The sequence below is a fragment of the Dongia rigui genome (genome assembly GCF_034044635.1).
GTDB lineage: Bacteria > Pseudomonadota > Alphaproteobacteria > Dongiales > Dongiaceae > Dongia > Dongia rigui.
This window is the reverse complement of record NZ_JAXCLX010000001.1, coordinates 2,258,482-2,276,686: the sequence shown is the minus strand read 5'-3', so window position 1 is coordinate 2,276,686 and position 18,205 is coordinate 2,258,482. Positions and strand designations below refer to the sequence as shown.

Annotated in this window: 1 protein-coding gene; it reads right to left on the bottom strand. The window is 62.4% G+C overall.

Annotated elements, in window-relative coordinates:
- Positions 1-2 precede the first annotated feature (2 nt).
- Positions 3-17,789 carry a T1SS-143 repeat domain-containing protein gene (locus tag SMD31_RS10590; protein WP_320500797.1) on the bottom strand — a complete coding sequence of 5,929 codons (17,787 nt, stop codon included), beginning with the start codon at positions 17,787-17,789 and terminating at the stop codon, positions 3-5.
- Positions 17,790-18,205: the final 416 nt, after the last annotated feature.

Genomic DNA, 18,205 nt, shown 5'->3' with positions numbered 1-18,205 from the left:
CATCAGATCACATTTTCAACATAGACCGTTGCAACACCGCTGACGCCATCCTGCTGATAGGCGGTGTAGGTGCGGCCGCCGTCGCCGGCAACACCGGTCGCGATCTGCGTCCAGCCGGTCGTATCGAAATTGTCCGTGGCTTCGCCACGGATGGCGATGACATGGTCGCTATCGGTCATGCTGATCACGTCATTGTAGCTGAGCGTGATATTCGTGCCGCTGCCACCTTCGAAATCGAGTACTTCGACATTCTTGATATTCGACGCATGCGACGAGTTGAAAGTGGCAAGGCCGGAGAGCTGAACAAGATCCGTATCTGCGCCACCGTCGATCAAGCCGCCCGACAGGCTGAGATCGTCGGCATCGACACCCTTGATGATGTCATTGCCGGCACCACCATCGAACTTGTCGGCCCCGGCACCGCCGCTCAACACGTCGTTGCCATTACCGCCATTGAGGATGTCGTTGTTGTCGCCGCCCAAGAGGGTGTCGTTGTTGTCGCCGCCATTCAACGTATCATTGCCGGTGCCGCCGAACAGATTGTCGTCGCCGGCATCGCCGTTGAGCGTGTCGTGACCCGACCCGCCATCGATATTGTCGGCCCCGCCGCCGCCCGTCAGGACGTTGGCACCGCTGTTGCCATAGAGATTGTTGGCAGAGCTGTTGCCGGTGCCATTGATATCCGAGCTGCCGGTCAGGACGAGATTTTCCACGTCGCCATCGGAGATTGTGTAGGTGACGCTAGCGAAGACCGTGTCTGTGCCCTCTCCATTATTCTCGCTCACGGAGTCACTGACATCATCAACGATGAAGCGGTCGTTGCCTGAGCCACCAACCATGACGTCGGCGCCGGAGCCGCCGTCAATGTAATCATCGCCAGAGCCGCCCGTTAGATTGTCGATTCCACCCAGACCATCCAGGCGATCGTTCCCGCCTTGGCCATCGATCGTATTGGCGACGGCCGTACCAGTCCACCAATCGTCACCAGCATCTGGCGTGCTGTCCGCAGCTGGCGTCGGAGCCGTAGAACTCGCAGCCGCCGGCATCGTCGGATCGGACGGGATCGACGTGAAGGTGTTGGTCGGGAACGCCGGCAGATCGTCATTGTTGATCGTCACCGTACCCGAGCCGTCGGCGATGGTGGCGCCGGTCGGCGTGGTCAACGTGACCGTGAAGGTCTCGTTGCTCTCCACCGTCGTGTCCTGCGTTGTCGCGATCGACACGGTGGCCGAGGTCGAACCTTGCGGGATGGTGACGGTGATGGCAGCGCCGGAACCGCTATAGGTCTGGGCAAAGTCACCCGACCCAGCGGTGCCGGTGCTGGTGTAGAGCTTCACGGTGACATCGGTCGCGGCAATCGCCGAGAGCGAGACCGTCACCACCGCCGTGCCACCTTCGGTTACCGCGACATCGGCCACGGAAAGTGTCGGCAGGGTGAGGACCGGCGTCGTGCCGCCGGTGATGGTGTAGACGACGCCGTTATAGTTGACGAATTCGATCTTCTGATTGTTGGTCGCATCCACATCATTGAGGAAGTGGTTCTTGACCGTGATTGTCTCGCCGCCGTTATAGGTGATGACGAGATCGTTGCCGACCTTGGCCACGGTGGGCGCCGGGCCGTTGGCGTCGGTGATGACGACCGTGTCCAACGAGCCCTTGGCTTCCTCGATCGTGTCGTTGCCGTCACCGGCCGCGAAGCGATAGGTGTCGTTACCGGTGCCGCCGACCAGGCGATCCGTGCCCGTGCCGCCGGTGATATCGTCATTGCCGCCCTGGCCGAAGATGATGTCGTTGCCGGCACCGCCACTCATCGTGTCATTCCCGCCCACGGTCCCTTCCTGGGCGAAGGCGTCGACATTGGCAAGGATGAGGGCCTTCAACTGGGCATCGGAGAGAGCCGGGTTGGCCGCCTTGAAGGCTGCCCAGCCGGCATCGGCCGAACCGTAATAGATGCTGTCGCCCAGCATCACATCGTTGCCGCCATCGCCATTGACGATATCGTTGCCGACCGGTGCGACCTGGGTCGAACTGGAGCCGCCCTGCAGGGCCGCGGTCAGTTCGCCGGCGGTCTGAATGACCAGCGGCTGGCCGATATTGCCGTCGTTGATGTTGTCCGAAGTGCTGCCCGTACCATAATCCGCCGTGCCAACGACATTGGTGTTGTCGAAGAACTGCAGGCGGGTGGTGGTGACGCCTGAGCCGATGCCGATGGCATGGACCTGGACGCCGCTATTGTCAGCCAGCATATCGGCATAGGCGGCATAGCCTTCCGACATATCGGCATCGTCAACTGTGGTGTTGACCGAGCCGCCAGTACGGGTGGTGGGATCGCCGTCGGTCATGAAGTAGGCCAGCTTCTGATAGGCGCCGTACCCGCCGGCATTCTGGGCGGCGAACCAGGAGTTGGTCGTGTTGAACGCAGCTTCGTAGTTGGTGTAGTTGTCGTTCATGCCGGCATAGAGAGACGTGATCTCGTCGATCACCTGCTGCTTGTTGCCATTGTTCAGGCCATTCAGTGTCAATTCGATCGTCGCCGTCGTGCCGAAGGCGATGATGCCGATATTGATGCTGCCCGAGAAGTCGGCGATGCTGTTGATGAAGCTGGTCACTGCTGATTTCAGCAGGGCTACGCGATCGATATTCTGATCGTTGCTGCTCATGCTGAGCGACATGTCACAGATGAGCGCGATCGAGTAGCTCTGGCCCGGCGTGACGATGGTCGTCTTGCCGCCGACATCACCGATGAGCAGGTCGTTCCCGGCGGCGCCATCGATGGAGCCGTCCGGTGCGTTGGGCGAGTCGTCGATGCGGTGATTGTCGGTGGTGGTCGGCGTGCCCTGGGTCGCGGGCGTGTCGCTGACATTCTCGCCCAGCACGAAGGCGTCGGGGACGGCGCCCTTCATGCTGTAGGTGGCAGTTGCCTGTGACGTATCACCATCGGCATCCTTGACGGTGTAGCTGAAGCTGAAGTTTTCACCGGCATTGCTGATGGTGTTGCCGGCACTGGCGGTGAAGGTAACCGCGCCGGTGGTCGAGTCGATATGGACGGTACCCTTACTGGCAATGGCAATGTCGAAGCCGCCAGAAACGGCACTGACAGTACCGCCGCCATTTCCCGCTGACACGGCCGTGATGATCGGGCTGGCATAGCCGTCGGCGCCGGAGAAGTCGTTCGTCAACACGTTGCCGAGGCTGACCGCCGTCGAGGTAACCGCATCCTTCTGTCCAAAGGCGTCATTCGTTGCGACCGGCATATCGTCGTCGATGGCGATCTTGATGAAGGCTGTCGAGCTGTCGCCATCGGCATCGATCGCCTTCAGGGCCACGCTGCCGAGGATAACGTTGGGATCTTCGCTGTTGGCGCCGCTGTGCTTCACCGCCTGCAGCAGGGTGAATTCCCAGGTGCCGCCGGCCTTCACTTCCAGGGTGAAGTAGTCGGCCCCGCCGGCAGAGGTCTTGCCATGCAGCAGGTACGGATTGCCCGCATCGACATACCATTTAATGGCCGAACCGTCCTGCGCCGTGGCGCCGGTGGTCGTGACACCGCTGGTGATGCCGTCGATCGTGACCGTCACGGTCGGATCGCCGCCCGTCGAAGCCCAGGTGCCGGTCGCCTTGTTCGTGCCGGCATCGTCGCCAGCCGAAGCCGGGCTATCCTGACGGCCGCCGCTGATCCAATCCTCGTCGACCAGCGCCTCGCCAGCGGCCGTGGCCGGGGTTGTGTTTGTCGTGATGATCGTCGGTTCCGCGTCAAGCTTCACGGCGAAGGTCGCCGTGCTGGTATCGCCGTCGGCATCCTTCAGCGTGTAGGTGAAGCTGTGCGTTGTCGGCGAGGCAACATAGCCCGTCTGGTTGAACGTCCAGGCGCCATTGCTGTTCACGGTCAGGACACCGCCCGTGACGTTGACGGTAATGACCCCCGATGACGGCGTGTAATCGGTACCGTTGAAGGTGATTTTCGAGATCGACGCCGTGTCGGCACCCTGTGCGTCATTCGCCAGCAGGCCAGTGAGCGACGTGAACGACAGTTCCGGCGTCGCATCGCCGTTGAGCGTGGTGATGACCTTGGTGCCGTCATCGACCGCCACCGGCATGTCGTCATTGATCTGGAAGTTCGAGACGATGCTGTTCTTGTCGCCATCGCCATCCGTCACCTGCAGCGTAACGTGCAGGTTGATGTTGCTTTCGACGTTGCCGTCGCCGCTGTTGACATTGGCCGGCGTGTTGTCGTGCTGCAGCGGCTGGAAGACCTGCAGCTTGACATCGACCAACGTGCCGCCAACGACGACCGTTGCCTCGACGACCTTGTTGGCGACGGTCTTTTCGCCGGGCTCGATGCTGCCGCTATTGTTGGCATCGGCATAGCCGGTGAGTGTCTTGCCGTCGGCCGACAGGACGAACAGCACCTTGGCACCGTCGCTCGAGCGACGCAGCGCATCGCCGCTGGCGCCATCGACACTGATGCCGGAGATGACCGCATTGGCCAAGCCGTCGGCGCCGCTCACCTGATAGGTGTTGAGCGCCCATGTGTCGCCCTGGGCGTCGCCTGAACTGGCGTTGGCATCCTGGTTGCCATTGCCGAGCCAATCCTCGTCGATGGCCAGATAGCCGCTGGGTGCCGGAGCGCCCCCATGTAAGTCGCCTTCAGTTGAGCCGCGCCAGGTGATGACCGGCACGTCATCGACGATGTCGACAGTAATCGTGCCGGTGGCCGTGTTGCCGTTGGCGTCCGTCACCTGATAGGTGAAGCTATCCTTGTTCTCCTCGACGTTGTAGCCATTGTCGGAATCCGGCTGACTGTCGTAGTTCTTGGTCAGCGTATAGGTGTAGCTGCCGTCGCTGTTGATTTGGATTGTGCCATAGGTGCCGGTGGCAGAGCCAACCAGGCTGTAGGTAAGCGCGCCGAAGCCGCCCGTCGCGTTCAGCTGGTTGCTGTCGTCGGTTTCCAGCGCGCTGCCTTCGCCGAGCGAGCCGGTGACCGTGCCAGCGACGAGGTCATTGCCGTCCTTCACCTTGTCGAGGGCATTTTCGTAAACCAAGGCGTCGTTGTCATCCGGCGCGATGACGGTGCCGTTTGCCACGTTGATGGTGAGCGTCGTGGTCGCCGTGTCACCGTCTTTGTCTTTCACCGTGTAAACGAAGACGTCCACGGCATTGACCGCGACCGCGTTGGCGTTGGACTTGTAGCTGTAGCTGCCGTCGGCATTGAGCGTCAGCTTGCCATAGAGGCCGCTGATCTCTGTCGCTACATTGCCCAAAGCCGGTGCCGTCGTGTTACCGCCGGCGGCGCGAACGCCGATGACACCACCTGCGGAGTCGAAACCGTCGGCACCGCCGCTGTCATTCTTGAGAACGCCGTTGGCAGCGTTGACGGTCAGCAAAGCACCTTCGTTGACGGTACCGGTATCGGCCACCGCCACCGGCATATCGTCGTCGATGGCGATCTTGATCAGCGCCTTGGCAAAGTCGCCATCGGCATCGGTCGCCTTCAGGGTGACCGAGTCGAGGATCACGTTCGGATCTTCGCTGTCGGCGCCGCTGTGCTTGACCGGCTGCAGCAAATCGAACTGCCAGGTGCCGTTGGTGTTGATGGTGAGGGTGAAGTAATCCGCCCCACCCGCCGAGGTCTTGCCGTGGAGGACGGCAGGCAAGCCGCTGCCGCTGGTGAACCACAGGATCGAGGCGCCGTCGAGGGCCGTGGCACCGGTGGCCGTCGTGCCGCTGACGATGCCGTCGACCGTGACCGTCACGGTCGGATCGCCATTGCTGGTCGCCCACGTACCCGTCGCCGAGGCGCCGCCGGCATTGTCGCCGGGCGAGACTTGCGTCCCCACCGTATTCGGATCCTGATCGGCGTCCTTGCTGCCGCCGGTGATCCAATCCTCGTCGACCAAGGCCTCGCCGGCCTGCGTCGTCGGGTTGTTTGGGGTGACCGTAATCGTCGGCACGCTGTCGAGGTTGACCTGGAAGCTCGCCGTGTCGATGTCACCATCCCCATCCTTCATCTGATAGGAGAAGGTCAGGTTCGGCAGTTCCGAGCCGGTGGTCTGGTTGAACGTCCAGGAACCATCCGGATTGACATGCAAGGTGCCGATGGCCGGCGTGCCTTCCGTGCCGTCCGCCTTGATGCTGATGTCGGTGCCGCCGACGCCAACCGCCGTATAGCTGCCGCTTTCACCGCCCAGACGGATACCGATGACCGTGCCGCCCTGGTCGGCGCCGGCATGGTCGTTGGCAAGCAGATTGGTGCCAGCCGTCGCCTGGCCGATATTGGTGATGGTCAGCGTGGCATCGTCGACCGCCACCGGCGTGTCGTCGTCGATGTTGATCGTCGCCTGGCCGACATTGCTGAGCGAGCCGTCGGCATCCTTCACCTGGATATTGATGCTGAAGCTCTTGTCGTCTTCGACATTGGCGCCCAGGCCGCCATTGGCGGCGTCATGCTTCACCGGCTCGAGGAGGGTGAAGGTATAGGCGCCGGTCGCCACATTGGTCACGACCAGCGTGAAGACCGGGCGTTCGCCATTGTCGAGTGAGCCGCTGTTGTCGCTGTCGGCAAAGCCGGTCAGCGTCTTGGTCGCCGGATCCCAGACCGTCTTGACGGCGATGTTGTCCAGCGTTGTGAGGCCAGTCAGACCGCCCGTGGTGCCCAGCGTAATATCGACGATGGCATCCTTGGCCGCGGTGACATTGAAGTTGCCGTTGAAGACGACCGAATCCGTCGAGGTGTCGTCGCCGATGGCATCATCGGCCGGACCCGTGTTGCCGGCGGAAAAGCCATCTTCATCGACACGGATCACGCTCTGCACCGCCGACACGGTCGGCGCGGTGTCGGTGATCTTAAGATCGACAGTCTGCGTCGCCTCGGCGAGGTTGTTGCCGCTGGTGAGATCGGTGTCAACCGCGGCGTCCACCGCCACTGCCTTGATCTCGATCGTCTTGATCGCCTCGTCGGCGACATTGCCGGGGCCGCTCACGGTGAAGCCGAGCGTCACCTGGCCCTTGCTGCCGTCATTGGCATCAGCGGCCAAGGTGACCGAGAAGACCGAATAGCCCGGGTAGAGGGCGAGGATTGACCCAACGGCCGGGACGGCCGGAGCCCCGTCAACGGTCACATTGCTGAGCGACCATCCGCTATCCGGGTTCTTGACGAGGACATATTGATTTTCAGTGTCGTCGTCATAGTCGGCAAAGGTCACGACCGTCTGCACTGCAAAACTAGTGGAGGACGAGCCACTTTCCTGTTTGGTGTCATTAACGGGATCGGTAAGTGACGGCTGGGCCGCCACCGCATCGACGATCGCCGTCGCACTGTCGCCGACTGCCAACGTGCCGCCGATCACCAGCGTGTTGATGGTTAGGGTCACGTCGGTCGAGCTGTGCTCCGGCATCGTGACGGTAATATTGGCACCGTCGCCGCTGAGAACGTCAGCCAAGAAGGCGTCATTGGCCGGCGTACCGGGAGTCGCCGCTATCGGCATCGGGCCCGTGAAGGTCAGCGTGTTGACACCATCGGTCCAGGTCGCCGTTGCGCCCGCCGGGAGCCCACCGACGACGAGGGCATTGATCGGATCACCCGGATCATTGGCAACCGCCTTCAAGTTGAAGCTAAGCTGCAGCAGCGTGTTGACGGGGTCGGCTTGCGTCTGGCCGGCTGAAGTCGCGTTGGCGTCTTCATAACCGCCCTCGCCACCGCCGACATAATTGATGTCGCCGGCGCCACCGGAACGATCGGTAATGTGCAGTGGCACGACGATCGGCGTATAAACGGTGTTGTTATCAGGATCGAGATCCGCCCCGTCGACTACGTCCTGCGCCACCGCCAGCACATTGAGCACGTCCGTGCTCATACTCGAGACATTGCCCGGGCCGCTGAGGACCACGGTGAGCGGCACGTTGCCGCTGCCCGCGTCGGCAAGACCCGTCACTTCATAAGTGGTGAAATCGGCTACCTGCGGCCCGCTCAGCGTCGCTGTCAGGGCGGTACCGTTGACCGTCACGCTGTCCATGGTCCAGTCGCCGTTTTGGTGCTTGACCAGGATGTACTGCTTCTCGTTGCCGTCAGTAGTGTCGGCGAAGAAGACATTGGTGTTGACGGTGAAGGTCGTTGCAGCACCGCCGGTTTCGACCTGGAAGATCGCCGTTGGCGTGATTGTGAACGTAGGCTGGGCCGCGACGGCATCAATGACCGCCGAATCACTGTCGGGTGTTGCCGCGGTGCCGCCGATGACGGAGTTCAACGTGAGCGTAACGTCGCGGGAATCATGCTCGGCAAGCGTGATGGCAAGGTCAGCCCCCAGCGTATTTTCCAGCTGAGCCAGGAAGGCAGCACGAGCGCCCGGGATATTCTCGACACCGCCTGAAAGAGCGTTCACCGTGATATCGGCACCGCCCGTGAAGGTCAGCGTGAAGACGCCATTCGACCACACTGCCGTGGCACCAGACGGCACGCCGCCGATTGTCACCTGGTCGACATCGTCGCTGGCGTCGTTGGCGAAGGATTTCAGGTTGAAGTTAAGGGTCAGGCGTTGATCGGCGGCATCCGCCGCGGGTTGATCGGCTGGGCTCGCCTGGTTGTCTTCAAATTGCGGATCGAGGTAGCCCTTGAAGAAGACGAAGTTGTCACCACCGCTGCGATCCGTGATCTTGAGATCGACGGTCTGAGTCACTTCGGCGACGTTATTGCCGGCGTTGAGGCCGATTCCCTCTTCGGTATCGACCGCTACGGCCCTGATTTCTATTGTCTTGGTCGTATCGGAGGCGACATCGCCAGGGCCGTTCACGGCAAAGCTGACATTGACCGCACCCGGCGAGAGGTCGGCAATATCCGCGCGCGCACTGACGTCAAACGCGGTGTACCCGGGATACCCGGAAAGACCACCGACGACTGGTATGGCCGGAACACCGTCAATGTAGACGGTGCCCAGCGACCAGCCGGCATCCGGATTCTTGATCAGCACGTATTGCGCTTCATTGCCGTCGGCAATGTCTGCAAAGGTCGCCATTGTGTTGATGTTGAAGGTGGTATTGGCGCCGCCGGCTTCCTGCTTCGATTGGTTGTCCGGATCGATCAGGGCCGGCTCCGCCGCCACGGCATCGACGATCGCCAGCGCAATGTCGCCGGTCGTCGCCGTGCCGCCGATGGTCGACTGCATGCTGATGACGAGGTCGCGACTATCATGCTCGGCAAGCTTTACGACAAGGTCTGCACCATTGCCGTCGATAAGATCGGCAAGGAAGGCGGCGCGCGCACCGCCGATGTTCTCCGTCCCGCCCGAGGCACCGTCGACTGTGATCGGCGCACCGCCGGTAAAGGTCAGCGTGTAGATGCCGTTGCTCCAGGTCGCGGTGGCGCCGCTGGGGATGCCGCCGATGACCACTTGATTGACCGCATCGGCTGGGTCGTTGGCCGTCGCCTTCAGGTTGAAGGTCAGCTCGAGTTGCTGGTCGAGCGGGTCGGCCGAGGTCTGGCCGGTCGAGCTGGGCTGCCCGTCTTCGAAACCGCCGGGGCCGTCTCCCATGAAGCTCACGTCATCAGTGCCGCCGGTGCGATCCGTGATCTTGAGATCGACCAACTGCGTGGCGTCGGCGACGTCATTGTTGGGATCGAGGCCGGAATCGACTTCCGTGTCGATCGCCACCGCCTTGATCTCGATGGTCTTGGTGGTGTCGCTGGCGACATTGCCCGGACCGATCACCTCGAAGCTGACATTCACCGAGCCCTGCGAGCCATCGGCTGCATCGGCCTGCGTGCTCACCGCAAAGGCGGTATAGCCGGGATACTCGGCCAAGCCACCGACGACCGGCGCAGCCGGCACACCATCGATGAGGACGGGACCCAGCGACCAGCCGGCATCCGGGTTCTTGATCAGCACATACTGCGTTTCATTGTCATCGGCGATGTCGGCAAAGCTCGCCACCGTGTTGACGGTGAAGGTGGTCGTGGCGCCGCCCGTTTCTGGCTTCGACTGGTTGCTGGGATCGAGAAGTTCTGGCTGCGCGGCCACCGCATCGACGGTGACGGTGAGATTGTCCGGCGTCACGGCAACGCTGTCGACCACCGCATTGAGGTAGAGTGTGACGTCGCGCGAGTCGTGCTCGGCCAGCGTCACCGAGATGGCCGTGCCGCCGGTCTGGGTCAGGTCATTGAGGAAGCTGTCATAGATGCCGCCATCCTGGCCGCGCACCAAGCTGATGCTGCCACCCGATACCGGCAGTTCCTGCAGACCGAAATGAACGTTCGCACCGGACGGAATCCCGGAGATGACGACGGAATCGACCGTGTCGCCGAGATCGGTCGGGTTGACCGCCACATTGTACACCTGGACCAGACGGATATTGGCCTGGTCGGCCTCGGGTTGGTTGATCGGATTGCCGGCATTGTCCTCATAATCCCCGGGCCCATTCAGCGCCACCGATACGTCGGCGGAACCGCCGCCGCGGTCCGTCACGGTCGTTGTGATCGTGCCCGTGGTGGGATCGCCGTCGCGGTCCTTGACCGTATACTGGATCGTCTCCTGCGCATCATCGGCAACATTGGCCGCCGGCTTGTAGAAGAGGTGATCGACGCCAAGAATATTGACGATGGTGAACTGGCCGCCCAGCGAGCCGACGCCGCCATTGGCAAGCGTCACGCCGCCGGAGCCGTAGATTTCGATGCCGTCGGCACCGCCCTTGTCGTTGGTGAGCAGGACCTCGCGCACCGTGCCGAGATCGACTTCAGCCGAACCTTCGACGAAGCTGCCCAAGGTGTCGTTCACCGCCGTCGGCGTGTCGTCATCGACATTCACGGTGACGGTGGCATTAGTGAAGTCGCCATCGCCATCGGTCGCACGCACGTCGATGGCTATGACGATATTGTCCTCGGTGCCGGCAATCGGGTGATCGAGCGGCTTCAAGAGGTTGAAATTGCCCTGGCCCGTCTGGGCATCGATCGTGACCGTGAAGATCCAGTAGCTGTGATCGCTGAGACCGGGGCCTGACCAACCGACCAGCGTACCGGCCGGATAGCCGTTTTCGGCCTGCTGCAGGACCGAGATGACGATCGGCTGGCCGCCGGCCGCTTCGAGCGCGACCGGCACGTTGTTGACCGTGGCGCTGACAACGCCGGTGAGCGCGAAGGCCGCGGCGGCTTTGCCATCGGTACCGAAATCGACATTGACGGCAAAGGCCGCCGAGGCGCCGCCGGCATCGTCGCCGGGGCCATCGGCAAGACCGTTGGGAAGCGCATCTTCATCGATTGCCACATTGCTGGAGGCGCTGACGACGGTGGGGCCGTCATCCTCGAAGCCGATGCCGATCGAGCTCGGCGAAACGACCGTCGATTTGTCACCATCACCATCGGTGACGGTCTGCGCGGCGAAGATGCCGCCGCCGGCCTGGCCGGACACGATCAGCGAGGCGAGATCGTCATGGCTGATAATGGACGCGCCGTCGACTTCATGCGCGATCGGCAGCTTCTGCTCGACCGTGACGACGCCCGTCGCCGGATCGACCTGCACGGTGAAGGCCAGCACCGCCGCACCCGCATTGTTCGGATCGTAGGCGCCGACATAGCCATTGACCTGGTAGGCCGAGACGGAAACCAGGACGATGTTGTCGTTGGCATAGGCATTGGCGGTGTCGACCACGGACAGATTCGTGGCGACATTGGTGGTGCCGATCGAAGTGCCGAGGCCACCCGCATCCTTGAGGACGAGCTGGTATTCGGGCGCGGCACCCTGGCCGTCGGCGCCGTAATCCGGCGTGCCGAACAGACCGGCGATCGAGCCCGTCTGCTTGCCGATGAAGCCGACGCTGGCAGCGTCGTCATTGGCGGCATTGGGATCGTTGGCATCGACACCAACCGATTCATCAAGGCGGATCGACACCGACCCTTCCGACAGCTTCGCCGTCGGGCCGTCATCGTCGAAGCGGATGTTGCCGCCAAGATCGACGGTAGCGCTGTCGGAGGCCTTATCGCCGTCGCCATCGGTGACGGTGCCGGTCGCCGTCAGGCTGATCTTGCCATCAGCCAGCGTGCGCACGTCGTCATCATAGTTCGGGACGGATTCCGAGTTACCATGATCGATCTGCTGGAACTGGGTGAGCTTCACTTCGCCAGCGGCGTTGACTTCGACCGTGAAGATCGTGTTGCCGGCAGACACACTACCGGCGTCGGCAGCGGTCGAACCGACCACGACACCGGCAATCTTGAAGAGATGAATGACCGCGCCACCGCTGGTGAGGCCGGAATCGGCCGCAGTCACGTTGAGCGAGAAGGTGAGCGCAGAGCTGGCTTCGCCATCGGCGCCGCCGGATTTCAGGAAGCTGAACACGCTACCGAAATTGGCGGTCGAAGTCGCCGTGTCGGAAAGCAACCCGACCGTGTCCTTGTCCTGGGTTTCCAGGATGACGCCGGCATCGCTGCGGGCGATGACATCGGCCTTGGGGCCGTCATCGTTGACGGTGATGGTGATGCTGCCGGTGGCATCGGCACCACCGCTGCCCGTGACCGTGGCGATGAACTTGCCGATCAGCGTGTCGGCGCCATAGATCTTCGCGGAGTCGCCATGGGCCTGGTCGTCGAGCAGGGTGAAGGTGAAGGCACCGGTGCTCTTGTTGATGGTGATGGTCCATTCGCCGGCCTGGGTCAGCGTGATGGACGCGGCGTCTTCGGTCTTCACCGGCGCGCCATCGAGCGAGCTTGCCGGATCATCGAAGGTGAGGTTGCTGACACTGCCGTTATAGATCGGCAGGGTGCCGCTGAACACGGACGAGGCCGGGGCGCTCGCCGGGTCATCATTGGAACCGCCCGCCAGCGTATCTTCCGTGACCAGGCCCGCGGCATTGCCGGCGCGCGGCGACGGCACGTTGTCGCAGACGTCGATGGTGAGGACGGCATTGTCGGTGTCGCCGTCCTTGTCGGTCAGCGTGTAGTCGAAATGCTCCTGCACCACGGCCGGTACATAGGTGACTTCGCGGATGTAGTAGTCGGAGGAATCGGTGCTGGGGTTGCCGGTGTTGTTCTTCGGGCCGTATTCCGTGGCGCCGAATTCGATCTTGGCGATGCCTTCCATCTGCGTGTCGCCGACATCGATGGTAAAGGTGCCGACGTTGTCGCTGCTGCCGAAATTGACGTGGATGTAGCCCGTGGCGGGATTGTCGGCGCCGGGGCCGAAGATGCCCTGGCCGATGACATTGCCGTTGGCGTCATAGGCCTTCCAGGTGCCCTGTTCGCCGTCATTCTCGGTCTTGTAGAGGTTTGAGACCTTGAGCGTGATGGAATTGACCGGGCAGTCGAACGCCATCGTGATCTTTTCGGTGGTCTGCGTGTTGGGGTCGTAGCCGATCTGGCCGGGGACCTGCAGGCCCGGCTTCGTGCCGGACACGCCGATGCCGTTGGCGTCATAGGTGATGGTCCCGGCCGACCCGTCGAACTTGGTGGCCGACATGGTGAAGCCCTGCGCCACCCATTCCGCGGCGGTGGCGCCGGTGCCGGAGCGGCCGAGATGGACCGGGTCGGCGGTCAGCGTGTTGATGTCGAAGGCCGGGTCCAGCGTATAGCTGTAGGTACCGTCCTCGTTGATGGTCAGCTTGCCATACTGGCCCTGCACCACCACGGTGTCGCCGTCGAGGCCGTTGTCGCCATTGTCGACATTGACCACCGGGCCATTGACGTTGATCGAATGCACCTGGGTGATGCGGCCCGGCTCATCAGCGCCGACATGGTCGGCTTGCGCCGGCAGATCGGTCGCCGTGTCGCCGTCCTTGCCGTCGCCGGTCAGCACATTGCCGGTGATGGTGTGCTCGGATTCCTTCATGAACTGGTGGTCATCATTGGCGACCGGGACGTCGTCCTGGATCGCAATGGCGAACTTGCCGGCCGGGAGCGACGGTGCCTTGTCGCCATCATTGTCGGTGGCAACGATCAGCGACGAGAAGTCGATCGCGTCGACCGACCCGCCGCCGACAAGCTTCAGCGCGTTGTTCTCGCCATTGCCGGCGACATGGTCCAGCTGGTCCTGGAGGTCGAATGACCACGAGCCGTCGCTGTTGACGCTCAGCGTGAAGACGACATTGGCGCCGGCCTTGGCGGTCAGCACGCCGTTGCTGATCGAATAGGTGACGGCGACACCGCCCGACATCAGGGCCGGCAGGCCGCTGGTGTTGTTCAGCATGCTGATGCTGAGCGGCTTGTCGGCACCGCCGAGATAGAGGCCGTTCAGCGAACCGGTGAGGCCGGCCGCCTCGTCATCGCTGTTGGCATCGCCGCCGTCCTTGTTGCCTTCAGACTTGTCGCCCTGCGAGAGCGACATGCCGTCTTCCTCGACGGTCGCGGTGATCGCGGCGGCATTGGGATTGAGAATCGGGGTGTCGTCATCGACATTGATCTTGATCTGGCCGCCGACGCTGTCGCCGTCGCCATCCGTCACGTTGTATTTGACGGTGAACTCGACATTGTTCTCGTTGGAACCGTTCGGATGATGAATCGGCGCCAACTGGGTGACGGTATAGTTGCCGCTGGTCGTGTCGGTGAGGACGATCTGCAGGACCGGGATGTTGTTCTGCGAGATCGTCAGGGTCGTGCCGTCGCTGGAGAGGGACTGGCTGAAGCCCTGGCCGTTCGGCAGCGTGGCACCGCTGAGGAGCGTCGTGCCGGCGCCGTCGGCACCGTAATTGTGTGCAAGCGTACCGGTGACGTTGACCGCATCGGCATCATCGCCCGTGCCGCCGGCATTGCCATCGGCAAGCGCGTCGTCATCCAGCTGAACCTTGGCGTTTTCCGCAACGGTCGGGGTATCGTCATTGATCTTGAAATAGAGCTGCGCCGAATCGCTGTCGCCATCGGCATCCGTCACCTTGACGTTGAAGCCGAGGGTGAGGAGCGAATCTTCCAGGCTGTGGAGGATCGGGCTGCCATCCGAGGGGTGCTTGACCGGCTGCAGCAGGGTGAAGGTGAATTCGCCCGTCGCCTTGTTGAGGGTGATGCTGAAGACATCGACGCCGGCCGCAACGCCCTTCAGGGTTGCAGGCGCGCCGCCGTTGTCGACCACCAGTGTCACCGGGTTCCCGGCAAGATCGGTCAGCGCGAAGACCGGCGGCAGAGCGGCGCCGGCCACGTTGACGCCCGTCCCCGTCGCTTCGTCAAAGGTGAAGGTGACCGGCTGGTCGGCGCCGGGCGCCGCCAGGACCTTGCCATTGACGCTGGCGCCGAAATTGCCGATGTCGAGCGGGCCGCCTTCGATGCCGCCGGGGAGCTTGTCTTCATCGACAATGCCAAGAAGCGGCGTGTCGTATTTGACGCCGGTGATCTTCGGGGTGTCGTCATCGACATTGATGGCAAGTGTACCGTTGGCGGTGTCGCCGTCGCTGTCCTTCACCTGGTAGTTGACGGTGAAATCGAGGTTGTTCTCGTCCTGGCCGGCCGGGTGATGAATGGCGGCGAGCTGGGTAACGGTGTAGCTGCCATTGGTGTCGTCGCTCAGGGTAACCTTGAGCACCTCGACGCCATCCTGCGAGATGATCAGCGTCTTGCCGCCATCGCTCACCGCCACGGTGAAGCCGTCCGGCAGCGTGGCGCCGGTGAGGAGCACGGTGCCGGGGCTGTCGGTGCCATAGCTATGGGCAAGCGTGCCCGTCACATTCTGGGCGTTGACATCGTCGCCGACACCGCCCGAGTTGCCACCGGTGAGCGCATCATCGTCAAGTTTCACCAGATTATTGGCGCCCACCGTCGGCGCATCGTCCTGGATCTCGATGGTGAGGCTCTTATCGATGCTGTCGCCGTCGAAATCGGTGGCGCGCACGACGATCGGCGCTTCGCTCGTTCCATTCGGGCCATAGACGACCAGCGGCGGCGTGCTTTCGTCGCCAGCCGTGTTGTCGGCCTGGTTGACCTGATGCAACTGCACCAGCGTGAGATTGCTACCGGTGTAGCCGCCGTTGGGATCGAGGGTGAGGACGAAGACGGGGATCTGGAGATCGCCATCCTGGGCGTAACCAACGATGGTGTTGGCATCGACCTGCTCGGCATAGACCGTGAGGATCTGGCCATCGACCGTGATGGTCCAGTTGGTCTTGCCGCCTTCCAGCGGATTGGCGGCATCGCCGATGAAGAGCTGATAGGCCGTGGCATTGGCAGCGCCGTCGCCCGTGAAGACCGTCTTGCCGGCTTCCTTGTTGCCTTCGGCCTTGCCGTCCGCGCCAAAGCTGACGGTCACCAGGGTCTCGGCAGCCCCGATCGGTGTCGCACCGCTCCAACCCACATGCGAGAGGATGCCGCCGACATCGATGATGGCATCGTTCTCAGTCTGGGTCGTGGGGTCGATATCGCCATCGCCGCCGATGGCGCTGCCGCCGGTCTGCACGCCAGCGGTTTCGTCATGGACCAGGCTGCTATTGGTCGGGCTGATGACCCAATGGCCGCCGTCATTGCCTTCGCCGCCATTCACCCACGTCATCTCGCCAAACGCGGGAACGTCGTCGACGCTTTGGAAATGGACGCCACCGGGACCGGCCGGGACCGGTGTCACGGAACCATCGGAATCCACCATATAGAACGGCACGTCGATATCGAAGATATCAGCGATGTCGCCATTGGCGTCGGCGATACCGGGGACGTTGTCGATCGGGCCATAGATGGTGAAGTCGAGGTGGAAGTCGGTGGTGTTGCCGCCGTTCTGCTCGCGGACGCCGATCGAGAAGACGATGGTGGCTTCGGCGCCCTCGCCTTCGGTGACATAATAGGCGACCAGGACTTCGCCATGGCTTTCGTCAACGCCCGGCGTGCTGGGGTCATCGGCCACGGCCGGCAGCAGCTTGAACAGCAGTTCATGGCCGTGCGAGGTGAGGCCCATCGCCTGCAACTGGTCGAGCAACGGAATCGTGGCGCCGTTCTGGAAGCTGATCTTGCCGGGAACGTCCTGGTGGAAATCGATGTTGATGACGGCGGTGCTGGTCAGCGGCTCGCGGTCGAGGTCGACGCCAGAGCCATTGTCATCGACGGCACCGGGATCTTCCCCTTCATTGTCCGTGGTGTCGAAGGGGTCGTTGCCGTCGCCCTGCTTGCCGCCGGTCGAGGCCGACCAGCCTGGGCCGAGGATCTTGGCGAGCTCATTGCCGATCTGGGTCTGGTAATTGGCGTCCTGGTCCGGCGCCAGCTTGAACTGCGGCTCTCTGACAAGGGACAGGTCGTCTTCGTTGATGACGGCGCCCTGGCTGATTCTGACCAGGGTCGGCGTGGTGTCGACTTCGTCATTCTCTTCCAGTTCAGGGAATTCGCGCGCCACCAGGTTGTAGTTGAGCGCGGTGGGGTCCAGGCCGCCAATGGCATTGAGGCCGCCGAGGCCCGCTGCCGGATCAAAGGGGGTGAACAGGCCGCCATTGTTGTCGGCACCCGTCCCCTGATCACCGGCGCCGGGACCGGCAGCCGTGGCGATATCGAGATTGGGATCGGTACTGGCAAGGACGCTTGCCACGTCGACCGCCTGGCCGTCACTGCCAAGCAGCGTGACGTCGCCCGCCGCATTGGCTTCCGAGTAGCCGAGCAGGATGACGGTGATGTCACCCACCTTCACGGCGAGGTTGGCGTTGTCGGGCGAGAGCTTGGCGACCAGGCCATCGGTCGGGAAGGGCAGCTGCAGGGTTTCGCCCGGCGTCACCTGGATGCGGACGATATTCTCGCCGGCGGGCACCTGGACCGGCACGGGCGCGTTCGATTGCGTCAGATGCCCTTGCTCGACATCACCCTCCTGCAGCTGGTTGCTGGCAGTGGTGTCGGTCGAGATGTTGGTGGTGTCGGTGGCCATGTGTCGCTCCCCAAGATGACCTGCGTGCTGAAGCAATTTTGCCGAGCTTAAGGGAGGCACTCTTGCGCCCCGGTTAAAATTCAGCCCATTGCCCTCAATAATGCAGCGGAGTGTGCCGGGGCTGGACTTTCGTGTCTGCATCCCCCGCAGCGGCTTTTAGATAAAATAGTGTGAGCTTTTTCAGAATTTTTATCGGTGATCGCAGCGAATTGCCTGGTTTTTGGTTGGTATAGCCGAATAAATAGGCAATGAGTCATTAACGAGATACATTATGATATGCTGATCTGGCATTGTCGTTGATGTTTATTCCTGCCCGACCGCTACATCTAGTGGAGTATCTTGAAAATATTCCTGGACCGGTAACGCTGACGGCACCGCCGTCCAAATTTTTTTATCTACTAATGAGGGATGCGGGC